Here is a 15,238-nt window from a genome sequence, read left to right on the forward strand (position 1 = left end):
ATGTCCAACCTGGATCTGTCACTGAAGGACATGATGGTGATCGACGGTGCGATCGGCGCCGCCGTCGTCGACTACAACAGCGGCATGGCGCTAGGCACCCTCGGCAGTTCCAAGGCACTGGACCTCCAGGTCGCCGCAGCGGGTAACACCGAGGTCGTGCGCGCCAAAATGCGCACCATCGAGCAGCTCGGCCTCAACGAGGGCATCGAAGACATCCTCATCACGCTGTCCGGCCAGTACCACCTCATCCGCCCGATGACCGGCCGCAAATCCAAGGGCCTGTTCCTCTACCTCGCCCTCGACCGCACCCGCGCGAACCTCGCCCTGGCCCGCCACCGCATCAAGAGCATCGAGGAAGAGCTCGAGGTGTAGTCCACCCGGCATGCCACTGCCTGGATGGCATCAGTTCGAGCCGCAAGCCCCGCCCGCAATCTGATCCGAGAGCGGGGCTTGCGCCGATCAACTACGCATTTTTTTGCGTACTCGAACAACAAACAAGCCTAGTTCGCGGGAACATGATTACCTCCGAAATATGACCAGCATTTTCCGATCCGCGATATGCCCTTACATCGCCGGCCAGGAAGCTCTCGTGCCGACACAGGCAGGAATTCGGCGCCACGGGGAGCGCAGGCCCCTATCATTCCGCTGTTGCCTGACACCAGGAACTAGAACTAATGCACCATTATCCGCTCCAGGAAGGCGCATCCAATGGGCTCGGTAGAACTCGGATCGGCGGTTGTTTTTATCGGCTCTGCGGCGCTGACCGCGATGGGCGGCGGACCGGCGCTTGTCGCCCTCGGCTCCGCGGCGCTGACCGCGGCAGCGGTCGGGGCCGGAATAGCGGCCAACGTCATCGGGATTCCGGCCAGCATCATTGCGATGCTTCTCGGGCTGGGATTGCTGCCACCGCGTCCGTGAGGAATCGGCTATCTACTGCCCGAACCTGACCTACACCGGATCAGGTAGACGGCGCTAGTTGAGCCCGGCGTAGGAGTGCAATCCGCTGATCACCATGTTGATGATGAACATCGCCCTCGACGTTTGTGGGAATGGTCGGCGATTGTCGCGTTGCCCCGAACTGCAGGTTTCCGCTGGCTCCGTTGGTAAGGAAGGAGAGCGAGTGTCGGTGCTGCGTACTCACTGCGTACCAAGGTGTCTCCACACTGTCAGGAGCGTGCAGGGCCGCTGACCACACGATTTACCTATCTAGCTACTGCGGCGGTGGTGTGGTTCAACTCCGTCACTGTCGTCGCGGTTGTCGTCAGACGTGTCGTCGAATTGGTCCCCCGGAGCAGGTGGTATCCGACCCCGGCTCTCTCGGACCTCTATTGGCGCCGGGGAGATCTCGCCTACTTTCCTGCGGACCGAAAAATAGGCCGGCCAGTTTAAAAATTCGGCCGGCCTTGACGAGGGCTGCGGCCGGCTGCTAGGAATGAGGTAGCCGCCAAGCCCGCAAGCCGCCGATCGACTCGGCCAACCGGGTTACGCCCAGCAGTACGACAGGAGCACGTGAGTGACACTTGATGCAGGTCCCGATAGCAGCGGGATCGATGAGTTGCGAAAGCTTGCGGGTACGAAGCTGAGGCCTGCGCGGTTCACCGCGACCGGGCAGTCATTCCAGATGGGCGAGATGACCGGGATTGTCACCGCGTTACCCATCGTTGCCGTGGTCAGCCTTAACGTCGACGAGGTAATGACCCGGAGCGACTACGAACTGGAAGGGATAGAGCCCGGCAACCGGGTGATTTCCCTCGACCACGTCAAGAAGATTAAGAAGGGTCTCCGAAAGCACGCTAACAAGCTTTTGACAGGCACCTTTACGCTCGCGATCGCGAAAGAAGGTGTAGATGTCGAGTTGCTAGCGCCGATCAGCGACGGAATCGACATCGTCAAGTTCTCGGTCCTCGCTGGTCACCGGGTCGTGATCGTGGATGCCCAGCACCGCAACCTTGCGGTTCGTGAGCTGTGGGACGAGACGATGGATGCGGTTCGACAAGGTGTACTGGGAGCCGATGAGATCGCCGAGTTCCTGCGAGCATCGGCCATCCCGGTCTTGATTTTGCTGGAGGGCGACAAGGACGAGATCTCTCGAATGTTCGTCACGATGGCGAGCACGAAGCCGATCTCGCCCTCGCTGATCGCTGTTATGGACCGCGAACAGTTCGCAAACCGGATCGGCCTGGAGGTTGCGAGGCGGTGGAAACTACTCTCCCGTGCCAATCGGCTCGCTTTTCAGAGTTCGACGGCCACGGGCGACACTGTCTATTCCGCTGCTGCCGTGCGCGGCGCCGTGGCAAACCTCTTCATCGGTTACAAGGACCGAACGCCCGACATGAGGGAAGAGAATCTCCGCCGGCACTTCGGGGTTGTCGAGAACCCCGAGAACGAGAATCTGGAGCTGGAGGAACAGCACGCTGTAGAGCACGCTGCGGACGAGGCTCTCGACTATCTCGACTACGCGTTCGCCCGGTTGCCGGGTTGGAAAGACATCGCGTCGGGGACGGATCCGAAGGAGTTCCGCGCCCAGTTCGTTCACGGTACCCCGGCTGGGCTTTACGTCGTCGCGGGCGTGATCTGCGCCGCGCGGATGTCTAGCGGTGTCGACCCGAAGTACGTCATTGATCTCATGGCTAAGCACGTGAAATGGCGGCGCGATGCACGGGTCATTGAAGACGAGAAAACCAAGGTCCCGACTCATCCAGATTTCGAGGGGACTCTGGTCGTGACGGAGGGCGTGGTCAACGAGACCGGCGACGTGGTTGGTTGGAGAACTCGCACTGGCGGTGGTGCACGCACCAACTACGAGAAGGCAGCGCGCAGTGTGATCGATCGCCTGATCAAGGTGGATCCCGAACTGTCCGTTCTCCGATCCGACCAGGTCCAGATCGACATGGGACTCAAAGCCGGAGGTAAGCGTGGCCGGCCGCGCAAGGCATAGGAGAAGGAGCTAAGGAGATGCAGATGGAAGAAGCCGCTCGCACTAGGCAGCGGTGGGAGGCCGCCGGTCGTCCCGCATGCGACCCGCACACCCTTGTCTCCGAGTACTACCTCGGTACGCGTACGGGCGACAAGGTCTGCACCAAGTGTGGCGGCAACTTTCTGAATGGGTCACCGGTCGGATAGGGCGACTAGAGGCTTCAACCTGCGAGCACTTAGCGCTCCGGAATCTGTCGGTGATGGTGTGTAGATTGCGGGCATAATTTTGGGCGAGATGCTCAGCGAAGTACTGACCTTGCAAGCGAACTACACGTCAAATCCTAAGAGCCCGTTGATGGCTCGCCGCAAGCAGCTAGTTGAAGTCGAGATCCGAGATGTAATCGGTTCGGTGTTGGCTCCGGTGTTCCCGAGCTGGGAAGCGGGTGGAAGCAACGGGAAGGGCAACCCTGCTGAGGTCCCGTGGACTCGCTACTATGACCCAGTCCATAGTCCGGCGCCGACCGACGGGTGGTATGCGGTCTACCTGTTCGATGCGGCCGGAGAGTCGGTGTACCTGTCTCTGAACCAGGGCACTACGACCTGGAGTGTGGACAAGCAGGACTTCATCTTTAAGCCCAAAACCAAATTGTTGCCGCGGGTGCAGTGGGCGCGAGACATCCTGTCCGCCAGTAACGCTGGGCCGAAGACGTTTGACTCGATCAGCCTCAAGGGGCGTCAGCCGCTCGGGCGGGTCTATCAGTTCGGCAACGTACACGGCATCGAATACCGGTTGGATGCGATGCCGGCCGAGGAAGAGCTGCATGACGACTTGGTCCGTATCGGTCACATGTTGGAGCGGCTGTACGATGCCGACGCGCTCACAGCCTACATCCCTGGCGATGAGCCCCCGGAGATCGTGGACGCTGAACTGGCATCGGCGAACGCGGCGGGCAACACGCGCAAACGCTCTAAGGGACAAGGGTTCCGGCTAACCAAGCCTGAGCAGACCGCGATTGAGCGGCATGCAGTGAATCTGGCCGCCGAGTACTTCAAGGATTTGAAGTACCAGGTCAAGGACACTGGCGCATCCAAGCCGTATGACTTGCTGGCGACTCGTGGTGAGGAGGAGGTGTACGTCGAAGTCAAGGGCACCATGTCTCTGGGCGAGCAGATCATCTTGACGCGCAACGAGGTTGAGCACCACCAGCAGAATCCGAACAACGCTTTGGTGGTTGTCCACTCGATCCGGCTAGATCGCACTCAGCAGCCTCCGGTGGCCTCTGGCGGTGTGCGGGTGGTGACCCAGCCCTGGAAGATCGATGAATCTGGGCTGACCGTTATCTCGTACCGGTACCAGATCCCCCCGGCCTAAGGCAGGCCCTTCCTCGCAACACTCCGCTGACTGTTGTCCTTCTTCCGGCAGTTGGTGCGGGATAGCTATCCGCCGCCTACTACTCCCCCTGCTTCCTCATACTTGCCATCCCTGAAGCGAGAGAGGGCGTGTCAAGGATGGCGAAGCCACCGCGTAGCGGACACCGTAGGTGGTCCTTGACTCGTCCGAGTGAGGTCGGATACTTCGGCAATGAGGAGGCGGGGGCCTGTGAGGATGCACCCGCTAGTATTCGAACATGGGTTCGAGTCGTGGGCCGCAGCGTACGGAGGGTACGGAACCGGAGTTGGCGTACCCGAATGCGACGGGTCACTACTACCGGACGGCGGTGGAGCATCCGAAGCCGGTGTGGGTTCGGTTGGATGCCATCGTGATTCGTGATCCTGGAACGCCGAAGCACACGAATGGCTCGGGGGTGATCATGGAGGGTGAGCGTCCGGGGGTACTGACGCATTGGGTGCCGACGGTGGCGGGAGATTGGATGGGTCGGGTGACGTTCAGCGTGCAGTACGCCGATGGCCGGCCGGATCTTCGCGTGGCTGATCAGCTGGTTCCGGCGTATGCCCTTCGCCCGCGAACCGAGGAGAGGTGATCGGTCCGCCTTCCCCACCGCGGCTTTCGTCCCGTACTTGCCTGCGCCGGTCCGGGACCACAGCCAGTCACCCCGTACGGCGCCGGTCGATTAGAGATCGGCTGCGGAGGCAGCGTCGGGTACGGCTCACGTCGTGCCCACACCTATTCGGATATGCCCAAAGCGACCCAGAGTGTCCTGGAGTGGCAGTTGTGAACGCAAGCGCGGTTACCGACGTGCCGACGCGCCCGCCTGCCGCAGCTTGCGGAGGCCGGCGGGCGCGCGGCGCGGCGCGGCGGTAGCCGCGCGGGCGGCGCGCAGCGCCGCTCTTGATCCTCAATGGCGGAATTCGGCAACAACCGTCGTAGTTGTCGTGTCGTAGTTGTCGCGCGAACGGTGGATGCCGTGACTAGTAGCGGGCCGACTCGGCATGAGCCGACCCGTAGCGGGCCGACTCGTAGTGGTCATCCGATGGCTTTCGCCGGAATCGACTGCGTTCCAACAGTTCCGGCCGGATAGCTGACGTAGGGTGGTGCCACCTCTTCCCGAGGGGCGATGGACATGGTCCACACATCGCGCCCAGGGAGGAGGTGGTGGGTTTGGCGAAACATCGCCGGAAAAAGCAAGAGGCTCCGGTCGACTACGGCATCATCCTGATAGTTGCCGCCGTGGTCGCCGGAGCGCTCGTGCTGGTCCGCTGGAAGCGGGCTAATTAACCCACAGGTGGGGCGTCGCTCACAACGGCGTCCCACCACCCAGCATCACTCGCGTGACATGTACAAATGTACACACCGTACGCACCGTACGCACTTGATCCCGGCTGGTCGAACGCCGGATATGCGGCAGAAGCGGATGCTTGCGGTTGCACTACGGCGTCAGCGCCACCGGTGGATTGCCGGGTAGTTGGTGTTGATCGAGTTCGGTGGCGGTAGCCCAGTTCCACCATAGTTCTGCGGTTGGTGAGAGGCGGAGTTCACCGTCGAGCATTGTGCCCAGGGGGCAGCTCAGTGCGTTGTGCGGGACGCTCCCTGTCAGTCCAGCTCCCACTGGTCGACTTCCCGCACTTGAATCGCGGTGTGCGCGTCGCCTCGTTCGATTCGTCCATCGGAATGTTGGCGCCACGCCAGGCCGGCGGCGTCGGTGTACTGCACCTCGAACGTCACCGACTTTGTGTCGTCCGCGTACACCCTTACGTCGGTGAACCATGCCCCGTTCTCCGTGAGATGCGGGTGGAGAAGGTTCTTGTTCGGCAATGTTTCCAATACTTGACCGGTGCTCGATGGGGACTGCGGCATTACGCGCCCAGGTTCGCCTTTGTAAACGCGGTCGACAAAAGGAACGGACACGTCGAAAAACCGCTCCCGGGAACGGTTCTCGATCCTAAACTCCTTGATGACATCGGGAACCAAGAAGCTGTCGGCGTGATAGATGGTCAGCAACCGAGCTTGCGCCATCGCATCCGATTCCCGCACCTCAGCGGCAGCGAGACGGTCGGCGCGGGCTTGTGCGCTGGACACCATGATGCCGTACGCCGCGATCAAAAAAGCTGCGGCAGTGGCAATCCCAGCCGCCCACGTCCCCCACGCCGAGAACCACCCCACAGTGATGTCCCGCGGTGAACAGATCATCTTCAAGATTGTTACCACCACGAACGCGACCAGGAACCCGCAAACCACCCACCAGCAGCCGGCCCATACCTTCTTGAACGCAATCTCTGCACCCGAGGTCGCTGTGTTGTCCACAAACCCAAGGCTCTCACCTGTCGATCCCTGTGGTCGTGAGGCGCGGGAGCGTGTCGAACCAGGCTCAGTGCGTTGTGGGTCGCCTAACGCGCGCTCTTCGGGCAATACCGGACGTTCTGAGTGCGTCAGTTCACCTGACTGGCCGCCGGTAAGACCCGCTTATCGGCGGTTGCCCGAAGATCGACAACTAGGCCCTGAACAACCTGTGCGCCAGGGAGAATTGTCTCCATGACTGGGCTCACGCTGACGACCGAGCGACGCACGGAACTGGCGGCACTGCTGGAGGATGAGCAGCGGCTCCGGCTGGAGTATCCGAAGGTGGCGGAGTACCTCGACACGGCTCCGATGCTGCCGGGGACCGACGACGCCGCGGCGGACGCCGCATTCGATCTCAGACTTGTGCACTACATGACCGGTGGGGTGTCCGAGTCGGAAAATCCATACTGGGACATCGTGGCGCCATCTGTTGGCGTCGATGATGGGCGTCGGGTTATCAACGGCGGCAGGCGAAACGGCAGTGCGCGGCTAGCGTTCGCTCAAACAATTCTCCAGGCGGCGTACGCCTATGCGGTGCCGTCGCCGGAGTCGATTGAGTGGATGGCACGGTTCAGCAGAGGGCGAAGAGTGCTGGAGCTGGGCGCTGGGCGTGGGTACTGGGCCGGGCAACTCGCCGCCCACGGCGTAGATGTCGCCGCGTTCGATGTGGAGCCACCGAACAGCACTGTGAACGTTTCGTTCCCGCAGGCCGCGGGTCAACTGGACGTGTGGCACACAGTCGGCGGTTTGGACGAGTTCGACGCCGAGCTCAACGCAGACTGCGTGCTGTTTCTGTGCTGGCCTCCGGGATGGGGAGACCCGATGGCATCGCGAGCCTTGGATGCGTTCGAGGCGCAGGGAGGCCGGCGGTTGATCTACATCGGGGAGCCGAAGGGCGGCAAGACCGGCGACGATGCGTTCTTCGACCGGGTCTCCGAACAGTGGTCATTGGAATCTGCTGACGCCCAACATGTCTCGTGGTGGAATCTGGCCGATGTAGCGCAAGGCTGGGTGCGTTCCGCGGATAGGTAGACACGAAAATGCCCGGCCGAAACGAGCGACCGGGCATCGAGGGCCGTACCTCCGCTCAGGGCTGAGGATCGAGCGCCATTCTGAAGACAAAGGAGTCGTAGCGGTCCTTGGGGTACGACACGTCGGCGACCATCAGGACGCGGTCATCCGTCGTGAGGAATCGTTGGTGGACGGTCTTGACGAAGTCCCCTGGTGCGACGGCAAGCCATTCGGCGTGGGCTGGGACTGGTGGTCGGTCGGCCATGGTCTCTTCGAGGATGTTGGCGGCGGCGACGTCTGTGCCTGGCGGCTGGTAGCTGTCTGAGATCGAGATTGGTCGACCACTTTCGGACGCCTTGGTGACCACGTGGGTCACCTCGCTCCCCAGGGAAACGCCGAGCAAAGCCGCCAGCTCGTCATCAGCACGTATCGATGCCGTCTGCCGCTCGATCTGGACATCGTCGGCACCGGCTGCCGACTCGTTTCCGAAAGTCACCTCGGGGTCTTCCATCTGACGTTCCGGCGAAACGCGCACGAGCGTTGGGCGAGAAGCGACGAACGTGCCGCGTCGTTCGACCGTGTACACGAGCCCCTGCCGCAACAGGAGGTCGACCACTTTGCGGATGACGATCTCGGAAACGCCGTGCTGCTTGGCGAGTTCGGAGTAACTCCTTAGCTGAGTTCCTGCTGGTAGCGCGCCGCTGCGGATATCCCGGGCGATCTCTCCCGCGATGGAAACATACGCAGGCTCAGCCATAGGTGCGTCCTTTCGAGTCACTAGCTCGTTCCTGACAATCATGTTCAGTATACGCAGCTGCGTATACGCAAATCTTCAAAGTACGCGGTGGCAGGCCGCGAGCCGTCAAGCCCTCTAGCAATCTGCGTATACGCAAGCCTTGTGCGTATACGCAGCTGCGTATACGCTGTTGTGTATGCACAGACTGGCAATCGCCAGCTGGGTCAATCGACAGCAGGAGAAGCGCAATGGCGATCAAGAGGGGCTATCAGTTCCAGATCCCGTTCAAGGTGGCGTTCCCGCAGGGCTTGGTCCTGTTGGGGGAGATCACGCGGATGACGAAGTACAACCCGAACCCGAACGCCGCGCCGGAAGGCATGTTCGATCTGGATCGGGAGGGGCAGGGCACGGGTTTGCCGTTGTGGAAGGCCACGGTCACCGATCCGCATGAGGACAAGGCCAAGCGCGCGAGTTTCGAGGTCATCTTCATCGCGGACGTTCAGCCGATCCCGGTGAACGAGGAGATCGTGCCCGGTACCGGGATGCGGATGATCGAGCTCGAAGGGCTTACCGCGGAGCCGAAGGTGATGGGTCAGGGCGAGTTCAAGTACCTCGGCTTCACCTACCGGGCCACCGGCATCGTCGGCGACAACTCCGGGGCGAAGGTCCCGCCGGCCGATCCGGGTGCCTCGCGTCCTTCCAAGGCTGCGTAGTCATGACCGACGATCGGACTCCCGAAGAGCACATGGCCGATGTCGCGTCGGCCACCCTCGATCGGCTGGATCGGATCTGCCTGGAGTTGGAGTTGCTGGCAAGCCAGTTGGGGATGCTGGGCGGTTTCGCGCTCGAACATCCCGACCTGGGAGTAGACGGCAACTACCTGCTCGGGGCCAGTGACGGTGCGGTGAGGATGCTGCTGCGAGACACCCCGGAGGAAGTCCGGACGCTGGCGTCGCGGTTGCCGCTTCGTGGTCTCGAATTCGGTTGCGAGACAACGCAATGAGTACAGGTCGAGCGGCCGCGGTGAGCATGCACCTGACTCGGGGTTTCGCCGTGGTCACTATCGTCGGTGTCGGCGCTGCCGCGTTCCGGTTGTCCTTCGCCACGTTGAAAGACCTCGCCGTTATCGCGCATGTCCCGGCTGATCAGGCGTGGCTGCTGCCGGTGGTCATCGACGGCACGATCCTGCTGGCGACATTGGGCACGTTGGTGCTGGCCAACAGTCCCGATCGCCGGTACTTCGTGCGGCTACTGATCATCGGCGCGGTCGTGTCCATCGTGGGCAACTGCCTGCACGCGGTCGTGTCCGGGCTGGTGCTGCCGGTGTGGGCCTCAGCGGTCCTGGCGGCCGTGGTCGCGGCTATCGCCCCGGTCTCGCTGCTCGCCGACACTCACGGCCTGGCCGTCCTTCTGCGTGCGGCACAACACAATTCGACCCCTGCCCCTGCCCCGGTCCCACTGGCCGATGAGGTGGCCGACCAACCAGCGGAAACCCCCGCGCCTGCTCCCGAACCGGAGCCGGTCCCGTCGGTGGTTCCGCGTCCCCGCCCGGCCGTGGTGCCGGTGCGTTCGATTCGTCCCGTGCGGCCGGTGCAAGAAGCCCTGCCGATCACGGTTTCCTGACCAGGAGTCCCTGACATGAGCATTTACCTGAATACCACTGTCTTCGTTGACGATTCCCCCAAGGCCGATTACCGGCCCGCCCATGACTACACCTACGGCAAAGACGGCCAGTACCAGGGCCATGCCGATGCTGCGGTGTGGATCGATCTCGGCCGTGATGCTCGCCTGGCGCTGGGCATCGAGGAAGCTCGGGCACTGGTGACCGGACTGGCTCGGGCACTGTGCGAGCACAAACAGGCCATCGCCGACACCGCCGCGACCCGCGTCGATCTGGTGAAGGTGGCAGCGTGATGTCCACCTTCAATGTCGTTCCGAATCCACCGTTCCTGGCCGTCGTTCTCGGTGTGCCTGCGGTGACGATCATGGCGACAGCAGTGCTGCTCACCACAGACCGCTCCCCGGCTCCGGTGTCCTATCAGGCCAGTCCCCGTGCTGATGGGTGCGTGATGTTCTGCGAGGACGTGCCGAAAGCATCGTTCCGGGATGCCAACTGCGCTGATGCACCGCCGCTGATCAATTTCAGGCCGTGGAAATGCGACCCCATCGATACGCCCAAGCCGAAGGGTGGCCGGTGATGACTACTCCGATCATGGGCGAGTTGCGGCACGTGAAATACGTTGCGGCATCACCGTTTCAATCGGTCGAGTCGGCGGCTCGGATGTCGTTCCTGGTCGGCGGGACCGAGGTCCGGCTCAGTCTCGATGATGCCCGGCTGTTGTCGGAGGTGCTGCCGAACGTGCTCGCTGAGCATTCGGTGTCGCTGTCGTTCGAGCCGTTGCGGGGGTTGGTCTGATGGCGCTGACTGATCTCGTTCCCGCCGGTGGTGCGGTCCTCGGCGTGGTCCTGGGTGCGGGTGGGCTGGTGTGGCTGCGGTCCCTCGGTGCCGGCGCTCGTCCTGTGACGGCTGAGGACATTGCCTCGGCTGCTCCGATCGAATTGCGTACCGCTGTCTACATCCTGGCCGATCCGCTCCAGACCAACCTCATGCTTGCCGCGCTGGGCCTGGGCTCGGTGAAGGACGGTTTCCCGAAGCTCGAACGCTACGACTACTCGACGTTCGGGCTGGAGGTCGACGTGCTGATGCTCGGTGGTCAGTCGCTGGCTGACTGGTCCAAGGACGAAACCCTCAACCAGTTCGCTACCTATCTCGGGGTGCCGAAGGTGACAGCGTCGTCGCCTGAACCGTCCTGGGTCCGTCTTCAGGTGAGAGTGTTCGACACCCTCGTCGCTCCGGCAACGAGGCCGGAAACGGTCCACAACGTGGTGGATCTGGAGGCGGTCCCGGTCGGGGTCACCGAGGACTACGAGACCTGGCGGCTACGGGTTCTCTACGCCCATATCCTGCTCGCCGGTGCCACCGGTTCGGGCAAGGGCTCAGTCATCTGGTCGATCCTGGCCGGCCTCGGGGTGGCGATCCTCGCGGGCCTGGTGGATGTCCGGCTGGCCGACCCCAAGGGCGGTGCCGAATTCGGGCGCGGTGAGAACAAGCTGTTCACCCGCTTCGCTGTCGACACCGACTCCATTCTCGCGATGCTGCGGGAAGCGGTCGAGGAGATGGACGAACGGCTGGTGCGGATGCGTCAGGCCGGTCTGCGCAAACTCGTCCCCACCACCGACGAACCGCTGATCCTGATCATCATCGATGAGGCCGCCTCGCTGTCGTCCTATGCCGACCGTGCCCAGCAGGAGGAGTTCCGTCAGCTGACCGGACTGCTGCTGTCCAAGGGCCGCGCGGCGGGGGTGTCGGTGGTCGCGGCGTTGCAGGACCCGTCGAAGGAGACGATGCCCAACCGGCAGCTGTTCCCGGTCCGGATCGGGCTGCGCCTGGACGAACCGACCCAAACCGCCATGGTTCACGGGCAGGGTTCACGGGATCGGGGTGCGCGCTGCGACGAGATCAACGAGCACACCCCCGGTGTCGGCTACGTCGGTCAGGACGGCTCTACCGGGTTCGTGCGGGTGCGTGCGTTCTGGGTCTCCGACGAGGATGCCGACGCGATCGTGGACGCCTACTCTCCGGCAGCTGAGATCACCGGTCCCACACAGGATTACACCGGTTTCGACCCTGATGACCTCGGCGACGAGAACGAAGATGGGGTGGCGGCATGAAGCGAGGGTTCGTGACCGAAACGCACGTCGTCATCTACTGCGACATGTGCGGTGACATCTACACCGAAAACACCGGTGAGTCGATCTGTTTCGACTCCACCCAGCAAGCCGTGGACTACATCGGGCTCCGTTCGGCCGGTGTCGGCTGGGTCTATGACGGTGACCGGATCTGGTGTGACGGCTGCATGGCCGCTGATCACTGCGACCGCAACGGCCACCAATTCCCCGCCGCCTGGCAAGCCACCAAACGCCTGCTCGGCATCTCCACCCGTTCGCGCACCTGCATCGTGTGCGGCATCCCTGAAATCGAGGCCCTGCCATGACCATTCGCCACCTGACCCCCGCCGAGGGTTTCGACCGTGACGACATCGACGCCGCGATCCACCTCCGCTCGGCCCGCCGCTGCCACCTGGAACGCCGCGGCTTGGACTCGGTCGCCATCGCGGTACGGCTACTCGCCGAAACCGGGGAGGCTCCCGGCTGGGATGACGGGCTGGACGACGTCGACGCCGAAGACCCCGACTGGGATTGGGCGGCATGACTGGTCGTCAGCAGGTGCAGTGGGGCGTGCTGATCGGTCAGACGGTGCGCCCCCTGCCCAAGGCCCGCAACGTCACCGACGCGGTCCTCTACGCCTGTCACCTCGATGTCAGCAAGCGCATGAAAACCAGTGTGGTGTACCGGGACTCGGACACTGACAGCTGGTGCAGATGGATCGATGAAACTCCGGTGCCGACACAGCTGGCGCTGGATCTGTACGACAAGGAGGCCCAGTGATGGCCACGAAATCCAGTGAGACACACAAGGAACCGGCCGAGATGGTCCTGGAAGCCCTCGCGATGCTGGTGTGGCTGACTCTCAAGGCGGCCGTGGTGGCGCTGTGGTGGGCGGTGTTGTTCCCGGTGGTGTCGGTACCGGTCGCGGGAGCCCTCGCCGCCGGCCTTTTCATCGGGTGGCCGTGGTCGGTCGTGGTGGTCGGGGTGTCCATCGCGGGGATGGTGCTCTGGCGCCGCAGGAGTCCGGAGACCTTCGAGCGGTGGCTCACCGGCCGGGCCCGCGCACGGTTTCTTCGCTGGTGGCGTTACCGGCTTCGCTGGGACAAGCGCCTGGAGTCCTGCAAGCTCACCGTAAGCCGCGACGGGTCGACGTTCGTTCCGCGGCTGCTGATGGCTGAGATCGGCGACGGCATGGACTGGGTTCGGGTGAAGATGCTGCCCGGCCAATGCCCCGCCGACTACGAAAACCGTGTCGAGCGCCTGGCCCACACCTTCGAAGCCCTGGAATGCCGAGCGAACATCGTCGGCCCCGGCGTAGTCGAGCTGATGTTCCGCTACGCCGATGCCCTCGCCGAAACCGTCGCGGTACCCCCTGTCGACACTGCTCGCTTCCGGAAGGACGCTGCCTGATGAACCCCGACACCGAAGCATCCAAGGCGGGAGGGACAGCGGCTCAGCGCCGCGCCCTACCCAACCTCTACGAGATCGCCCAGGCCGCCGCCGAGCAGCACCAGGTCTGCAAACGGCCTATCGCGATGCGGATCGAGGACCCCAAGACCGGCACGGTCACCTACGAGGGATCACCGTGTAAGTCCACCATCGAATCGGTGTGCCCGGCGTGTGCCAAGGCCAACCGGCTGCTGCGGATCGCTCAATGCCGTGAGGGCTGGCACGCCGAAACCGAACCCGTCGCCCCCACCACGGACCCGACCGAGGTTCAGGCCGAATTGCTCACTGCCCGAGCGGATCTCGTAGCCCAGTACCGGCAGGCTCTCGCCGAGGGTGATGAGGAGTTGGCGGTCGGTATCACCGAGGTGATCCGGGACCTGGACGCCGAGCTGCGCGCAACCGGGCTGCGTGGTCGTCTCCCGGCCCTGGACGCCACCGCCAAGGACCGGCGTCGACGCTCCACCAGGCGGCGTCAGGACGTGCCGGACCTGCCCCGCCGCAAGGTCACCAAACGCACTGTCGGCGCACCGATCGGCGGACACCTGTCGAGCATGTTCGTCACCTTGACCATGCCCAGCTACGGGCGCATAAATAGTGACGGCGCGGTCAACGAGCAGGGTGAACCGTGCTCGGATGGTTCCCCGGCCGACCCCGACCGCTACGACTACCCCAGCGCCGCTAGGGATATCGTGTTCTTCTCCCGGCTGGTCGACCGCTGGATTCAGAACCTGCGCCGCTGCGTCGGCTACGACGTGCAGTACTTCGCCACCGTCGAACCACAACGCCGGGGAGCCCCACACCTGCACATCCTGATCCGTGGCGCGATCTCCCGCGAAGTCCTCAAGCAGGTCACCGCGGCTACCTACCACCAAGTGTGGTGGCCGCGCTTCGACGCCGAGAACCAGGTCTACGGCGGCACGCACCTGCCCGTGTGGGACCACCGTAAGGCGACCTTCGTGGATCCGGAGTCCGGTCGGGCGCTGACCTACTGGGATGACGCCCTGGACATCCTCGACACCGTGGATGACCTCGAGCCTGCGCATACGGTGCGGTTCGGGACGCAGATGGACCGCAAGCAGATCACCGGCGTCGCTGCCGGGACCGAAAAGGCCGGCCGGACCATCGGCTACGTCACCAAGTACCTGGTCAAGTCCATCGCCGAAATCGTCGAACCACAGTCGGACCGCGCCGCCGAGCACTACGACCGGTTGCACGCCCAGTTGCAGCACACCCCGTGCTCGCCACGCTGCGCGGTCTGGCTCAAATACGGCATCGTCCCCCAGGGCGCCAGCGACAAGACCGTGCCCGGTCGCTGCCGGGGCAAAGCCCACCGCCGAGACACCCTCGGCCTGCCCGGCCGCCGAGTCCTGGTCTCCCGGAAGTGGTCCGGCAAGACCCTGCCCGACCACAAACAAGACCGGGTCGAGTTTGTTCGGCAACTGCTCGCCGACGCCGGAATCACCAAACCCGACACAAGTCACTTCAAGGTGACCCCGGTCGAACCCGGCGACAAGGCCCGGCCCCTGCGCGAGCACCTGATCATGGGCGCGATCGCCAAACGCACCACCTGGCGCGCGGAATACCTCAAAGCCCGGATAGCGGCCGACCTCCCAGAGCTTCCAGAAACTTCGGCAATTCAGCAACCAGCGGCATAGGGAC

General features: G+C 63.4%; 19 protein-coding genes. 17 read left to right on the plus strand and 2 right to left on the minus strand.

Annotation, left to right across the window (positions count from 1 at the left end):
• The 4 genes from DBO33_RS39285 (at position 1) to DBO33_RS39300 (ending at position 4,288) form a co-directional block, all read left to right on the plus strand.
• Positions 1 to 372 (plus strand): hypothetical protein, encoded by a 372-nt coding sequence (locus DBO33_RS39285; protein WP_107659538.1) that lies wholly within the window; start codon positions 1 to 3, stop codon positions 370 to 372.
• Positions 373 to 708: 336 nt separating this feature from the next.
• Entirely contained in the window at positions 709 to 918 is a 210-nt protein-coding gene (locus tag DBO33_RS39290; protein ID WP_107659539.1) for a hypothetical protein, read from the plus strand.
• A 595-nt stretch (positions 919 to 1,513) separates the two neighbouring features.
• Positions 1,514 to 2,938, plus strand: a complete 1,425-nt coding sequence (locus DBO33_RS39295; protein ID WP_159080735.1) for a DNA sulfur modification protein DndB — start codon at positions 1,514 to 1,516, stop codon at positions 2,936 to 2,938.
• Between the two features lie 273 nt (positions 2,939 to 3,211).
• The gene (locus DBO33_RS39300; protein ID WP_159080736.1) at positions 3,212 to 4,288 is read left to right on the plus strand and encodes an MrcB family domain-containing protein; all 1,077 of its coding nucleotides are present in this window, start codon (positions 3,212 to 3,214) and stop codon (positions 4,286 to 4,288) included.
• 1,620 nt (positions 4,289 to 5,908) lie between these two features.
• On the opposite strand, the gene DBO33_RS39310 is transcribed toward DBO33_RS39300, so the two are convergent.
• A complete protein-coding gene (locus DBO33_RS39310; protein WP_107659543.1) occupies positions 5,909 to 6,619 on the minus strand; it encodes a hypothetical protein in 711 nt (236 codons plus the stop codon).
• A 318-nt stretch (positions 6,620 to 6,937) separates the two neighbouring features.
• Here DBO33_RS39310 and DBO33_RS39315 point away from each other — a divergent pair, with 318 nt between their 5' ends.
• A complete protein-coding gene (locus DBO33_RS39315) occupies positions 6,938 to 7,687 on the plus strand; it encodes a methyltransferase domain-containing protein (protein ID WP_234391281.1) in 750 nt (249 codons plus the stop codon).
• Between the two features lie 55 nt (positions 7,688 to 7,742).
• Here DBO33_RS39315 and DBO33_RS39320 read toward each other — a convergent pair whose 3' ends face one another.
• Positions 7,743 to 8,423: a GntR family transcriptional regulator gene (locus tag DBO33_RS39320; RefSeq protein ID WP_107659545.1), complete on the minus strand. Its 681-nt coding sequence runs from the start codon at positions 8,421 to 8,423 to the stop codon at positions 7,743 to 7,745.
• 227 nt (positions 8,424 to 8,650) lie between these two features.
• On the opposite strand from DBO33_RS39320, the gene DBO33_RS39325 reads away from it, so the two are divergent.
• Genes DBO33_RS39325 through DBO33_RS39380 form a run of 12 tightly spaced genes read left to right on the plus strand, consistent with a single transcriptional unit; the run spans position 8,651 to position 15,234 of the window.
• Complete coding sequence (locus tag DBO33_RS39325) at positions 8,651 to 9,115, plus strand: hypothetical protein (protein ID WP_107659546.1); 465 nt, start codon at positions 8,651 to 8,653, stop codon at positions 9,113 to 9,115.
• A 2-nt stretch (positions 9,116 to 9,117) separates the two neighbouring features.
• The gene (locus DBO33_RS39330; protein ID WP_107659547.1) at positions 9,118 to 9,405 is read left to right on the plus strand and encodes a hypothetical protein; all 288 of its coding nucleotides are present in this window, start codon (positions 9,118 to 9,120) and stop codon (positions 9,403 to 9,405) included.
• Positions 9,402 to 10,025: a DUF2637 domain-containing protein gene (locus tag DBO33_RS39335; RefSeq protein WP_234391282.1), complete on the plus strand. Its 624-nt coding sequence runs from the start codon at positions 9,402 to 9,404 to the stop codon at positions 10,023 to 10,025. Before DBO33_RS39330 ends, DBO33_RS39335 begins: the two co-directional genes overlap by 4 nt.
• 15 nt (positions 10,026 to 10,040) lie before the next feature.
• Entirely contained in the window at positions 10,041 to 10,316 is a 276-nt protein-coding gene (locus tag DBO33_RS39340) for a hypothetical protein (protein WP_107659549.1), read from the plus strand.
• Entirely contained in the window at positions 10,316 to 10,600 is a 285-nt protein-coding gene (locus tag DBO33_RS39345) for a hypothetical protein (RefSeq protein WP_107659550.1), read from the plus strand. Before DBO33_RS39340 ends, DBO33_RS39345 begins: the two co-directional genes overlap by 1 nt.
• Positions 10,600 to 10,818 (plus strand): hypothetical protein, encoded by a 219-nt coding sequence (locus tag DBO33_RS39350; protein ID WP_107659551.1) that lies wholly within the window; start codon positions 10,600 to 10,602, stop codon positions 10,816 to 10,818. The genes DBO33_RS39345 and DBO33_RS39350 overlap by 1 nt, the downstream gene beginning before the upstream one ends.
• Entirely contained in the window at positions 10,818 to 12,134 is a 1,317-nt protein-coding gene (locus tag DBO33_RS39355; protein WP_107659552.1) for an FtsK/SpoIIIE domain-containing protein, read from the plus strand. Before DBO33_RS39350 ends, DBO33_RS39355 begins: the two co-directional genes overlap by 1 nt.
• A gap of 11 nt (positions 12,135 to 12,145) precedes the next feature.
• Entirely contained in the window at positions 12,146 to 12,457 is a 312-nt protein-coding gene (locus DBO33_RS39360) for a hypothetical protein (RefSeq protein WP_234391283.1), read from the plus strand.
• Positions 12,454 to 12,675 (plus strand): hypothetical protein, encoded by a 222-nt coding sequence (locus DBO33_RS39365; protein ID WP_107659554.1) that lies wholly within the window; start codon positions 12,454 to 12,456, stop codon positions 12,673 to 12,675. Before DBO33_RS39360 ends, DBO33_RS39365 begins: the two co-directional genes overlap by 4 nt.
• The gene (locus DBO33_RS39370) at positions 12,672 to 12,911 is read left to right on the plus strand and encodes a hypothetical protein (protein WP_107659555.1); all 240 of its coding nucleotides are present in this window, start codon (positions 12,672 to 12,674) and stop codon (positions 12,909 to 12,911) included. The genes DBO33_RS39365 and DBO33_RS39370 overlap by 4 nt, the downstream gene beginning before the upstream one ends.
• Complete coding sequence (locus tag DBO33_RS39375; RefSeq protein WP_107659556.1) at positions 12,911 to 13,540, plus strand: hypothetical protein; 630 nt, start codon at positions 12,911 to 12,913, stop codon at positions 13,538 to 13,540. The genes DBO33_RS39370 and DBO33_RS39375 overlap by 1 nt, the downstream gene beginning before the upstream one ends.
• Positions 13,540 to 15,234, plus strand: a complete 1,695-nt coding sequence (locus tag DBO33_RS39380) for a replication initiator (protein WP_199856894.1) — start codon at positions 13,540 to 13,542, stop codon at positions 15,232 to 15,234. Before DBO33_RS39375 ends, DBO33_RS39380 begins: the two co-directional genes overlap by 1 nt.
• Positions 15,235 to 15,238 lie beyond the last annotated feature (4 nt).

It is taken from the genome of Nocardia suismassiliense, assembly GCF_900269665.1.
Classification (GTDB): domain Bacteria; phylum Actinomycetota; class Actinomycetes; order Mycobacteriales; family Mycobacteriaceae; genus Nocardia; species Nocardia suismassiliense.

Excerpts from the sequence above, each read along its gene's own strand:
- DBO33_RS39285 (WP_107659538.1), top strand. The coding sequence starts at position 1 with ATGTCCAACCTGGATCTGTCACTGAAGGACATGATGGTGATCGACGGT.
- DBO33_RS39290 (WP_107659539.1), top strand. The coding sequence starts at position 709 with ATGGGCTCGGTAGAACTCGGATCGGCGGTTGTTTTTATCGGCTCTGCG.
- DBO33_RS39300 (WP_159080736.1), top strand. The coding sequence starts at position 3,212 with ATGCTCAGCGAAGTACTGACCTTGCAAGCGAACTACACGTCAAATCCT.
- DBO33_RS39320 (WP_107659545.1), bottom strand. The coding sequence starts at position 8,423 with ATGGCTGAGCCTGCGTATGTTTCCATCGCGGGAGAGATCGCCCGGGAT.
- DBO33_RS39325 (WP_107659546.1), top strand. The coding sequence starts at position 8,651 with ATGGCGATCAAGAGGGGCTATCAGTTCCAGATCCCGTTCAAGGTGGCG.
- DBO33_RS39330 (WP_107659547.1), top strand. The coding sequence starts at position 9,118 with ATGACCGACGATCGGACTCCCGAAGAGCACATGGCCGATGTCGCGTCG.
- DBO33_RS39335 (WP_234391282.1), top strand. The coding sequence starts at position 9,402 with ATGAGTACAGGTCGAGCGGCCGCGGTGAGCATGCACCTGACTCGGGGT.
- DBO33_RS39340 (WP_107659549.1), top strand. The coding sequence starts at position 10,041 with ATGAGCATTTACCTGAATACCACTGTCTTCGTTGACGATTCCCCCAAG.
- DBO33_RS39345 (WP_107659550.1), top strand. The coding sequence starts at position 10,316 with ATGTCCACCTTCAATGTCGTTCCGAATCCACCGTTCCTGGCCGTCGTT.
- DBO33_RS39350 (WP_107659551.1), top strand. The coding sequence starts at position 10,600 with ATGACTACTCCGATCATGGGCGAGTTGCGGCACGTGAAATACGTTGCG.
- DBO33_RS39355 (WP_107659552.1), top strand. The coding sequence starts at position 10,818 with ATGGCGCTGACTGATCTCGTTCCCGCCGGTGGTGCGGTCCTCGGCGTG.
- DBO33_RS39365 (WP_107659554.1), top strand. The coding sequence starts at position 12,454 with ATGACCATTCGCCACCTGACCCCCGCCGAGGGTTTCGACCGTGACGAC.
- DBO33_RS39370 (WP_107659555.1), top strand. The coding sequence starts at position 12,672 with ATGACTGGTCGTCAGCAGGTGCAGTGGGGCGTGCTGATCGGTCAGACG.
- DBO33_RS39375 (WP_107659556.1), top strand. The coding sequence starts at position 12,911 with ATGGCCACGAAATCCAGTGAGACACACAAGGAACCGGCCGAGATGGTC.
- DBO33_RS39380 (WP_199856894.1), top strand. The coding sequence starts at position 13,540 with ATGAACCCCGACACCGAAGCATCCAAGGCGGGAGGGACAGCGGCTCAG.